General features: G+C 68.5%; 1 protein-coding gene and 1 pseudogene. One reads left to right on the top strand and one right to left on the bottom strand.

Translation table 11 applies throughout. The annotated features are described in order from the left end of the window. Positions 1–164: 164 nt before the first annotated feature. The gene (gene dnaK / locus ACLEQD_RS41135; RefSeq protein WP_410391371.1) at positions 165–1,772 is read right to left on the bottom strand and encodes a molecular chaperone DnaK; all 1,608 of its coding nucleotides are present in this window, start codon (positions 1,770–1,772) and stop codon (positions 165–167) included. Between the two features lie 214 nt (positions 1,773–1,986). On the opposite strand from dnaK, the pseudogene ACLEQD_RS41130 reads away from it, so the two are divergent. Then, positions 1,987–2,576: pseudogene (locus ACLEQD_RS41130) on the top strand (class II glutamine amidotransferase); the annotation flags it as partial.

Below are 2,576 nucleotides of genomic sequence, written 5' to 3'. Positions count from 1 at the left end.
CCGGAAGCGGTGGGCCGCGGTGGGGGCCGCGGCGACATGGGCGGGACGGACGGGGGCACGGAGGCCGTCACCCGGGGCAGCGCCGGACGCGCGGGGGCCGCGGGCGCGGCGGGCCCTGGCGGTGCGCCAGAGTTCGGATCGGAGGGCTCGGACATCGGCGGTGCCTAGTTGGCCACGGCGGGCAGGTCGCTGCCGTTGTGGCCCGCGAGCCGCGTGTTGCGGTTCGACTGGATCGACTGCTGGATGTCCGCCTCCGTCATGCCGGACGACAGCGTGATGGACGTGGACGTCTTCTGGCCCGTCTCCACGTCGCACGCGGACACGTTCACCAGACCGTCCGTGTTGATCTCGAACGTCACCTCGATCTTCACCTCGCCGCGATACCCGATGCGGAAGCCCGAGAACTCGAACTCGCCCAGCATCTCGCACTCCTCGGCGCGGTTGGACTCACCCTGGTACACGCGGATCTTCACCTTCTCCTGCCCGTCGCGGCTGGTGGTGAAGGTCTTCGACCGGTCAATGGGCACCGGCGTGTTCTTGTCGATGATCTTCTCCGTGTACCCACCCACGGTGCCAATCCGCAGCGTCAAGGGCGTGACGTCCACCAGGAACGTCTCCGTCTTGCTGTCCAGGAGCGCGTGCGACTGGAGCGCGGCGCCCATGGCGACGACCTGGTCCGGGTTGATGCCCTCCAGCGGCTCCTTCTGGAAGTAGTGCTTCACCGAGTTGCGGATGATGGGCAGCCGCGTGGGCCCGCCCACCAGGATGACCGCGTCGATGTCCGCCGCCGTCAGCCGCGCGCTCTGCAAGGCCTCGTCGCAGACCTTGAACGTGCGCTGCACCAGGTCCATCACCATCCGGTTGAACTGGTCCTGGTTGAGCGTGTTGCGCAGGTCCATCACGTTGCCGTTGGCGTCCTGGCAGATGCCCGAGCAGAGGATCTCCGCGGTGCCGAACTGGCCCACGTCGATCTTCGCCTTCTCCGCCGCGTCCTTCAGCATCTGCAGGCAGTACTTGTTCTGCCGCAGGTCCAGCCGCGTGCGGCTGAGGAAGTCGTCCGCCATCCACGTCATGATGCGGTCGTCGAAGTCGTCGCCGCCCAGGTACGTGTCGCCCGCCGTCGCGAGCACTTCGAAGACGTCCTTGCCGATCTCCAGGATGGACACGTCGAACGTGCCGCCGCCCAGGTCGTAGACGACGACGCGCTGGTTGACGTCCCGGCCAAAGCCATACGCGAGCGCCGCCGCCGTGGGCTCGTTGAGGATGCGCAGCACCTCCAGCCCGGCGATGCGGCCCGCGTCCTTCGTCGCCTGGCGCTGGTTGTCGTTGAAGTACGCCGGGACGGTGATGACCGCCTTGTGCACCTCGCGGCCCAGGTACGTCTCCGCGACGGCCTTCATCTCCTTGAGCACCAGCGCGGAGATCTCCGGCAGCGAATAGCTGCGCTCCCGCACGCCGATGCGCACCGAGTTGTTGTCGCCCTCGACGATGCGGTACGGCATCACCGCCTGCGCCTTCTTCACCTCGTCGGAGAAGTAGTACCGGCCAATGAGCCGCTTGGCCGAGTACACCGTCGTTTCGGGGCTGGTGATGATGTTCTTCTTCGCCGCGTTGCCCACCAGCACGGACCCTTCCTCCAGGAAGGACACGCACGAGGCATGGGTCGTCTCGCCCCACTCGTTGGGGATGACCGTGGGCTGGCCCTCGTGGACGACGGACACGCACGAATACGAGGTGCCCAGGTCGATGCCGATTGCGATGTCGTCCGCCATTCCCTCTCCGGTGAAGACCTGCACCCCGGCCCCTCTGGCCAGAGGGCAGTCGGGAAGCGCCGGGAGGTTAGGCGCCACGCTGTGAGGTGTCAATTCAATGACTGATTAAATGCCAGCCATTTCAAGGGCTTAGCGCCAGAGCAGGGGAGCGGGTGGGCGGCGCTGAACGCAGGGTCCGTGGACCTTATCCCTTGGAGTGAAGGGGGGAACCACCATGTCCGCCATCCTCGCCGCGCTGTCGTCGGACCCGAACCTGCTCCGGTGCGAGCTGCACCGGCTCACGCGGCAGGTCGTCCTGCGCCCGGAGCCCCGGGCCAACGCCCTGGGGGTGGGCACCTATGCCCAGGAGGAGGTGCTCCTGCGCCGGCTGGCGCCGGACCGGGACATCACGCTGGATGACCTGGGGCCTCCGCACGAATCGGAGGCGGTGCTGTTCCACGCGGGCCGGCTGCCGCTCGGCCTGTCGCCCGAGGAGAACACCCAGCCCTTCCGGGCCCGTCACTGGTTGTTCGCCCACCAGGGGCCGCTGCCGGACTTCGAGCCCCTGCGCGCCCCCTCCTGTCACGCGTGCCGGAGCACCTCCTGCGGCAGGTGCGGGGCCCACCGACAGCGAGATCCTCTTCGCCCTGTTCCTCACGCGCCTGCGCGAGCTGGGGCGCACGGATGATCCGCGCCTGGAGCCGCCGTCGCCGGCCGCGTGCTGCGCGACACGGTGCGCGAGGTGGAGGCCGCGCTCGTCCAGGCCGGACAGGTGCGCACGCCGCCGCTCAACCTGGTGGCCACCAACGGCACCGTGCTGCTCGC

The organism is Corallococcus sp. 4LFB (genome assembly GCF_046520365.1).
GTDB lineage: Bacteria > Myxococcota > Myxococcia > Myxococcales > Myxococcaceae > Corallococcus > Corallococcus caeni.
The sequence above is the reverse complement of the archived record's forward strand: the minus strand, read 5'-3'. Positions and strand labels throughout refer to the sequence as shown.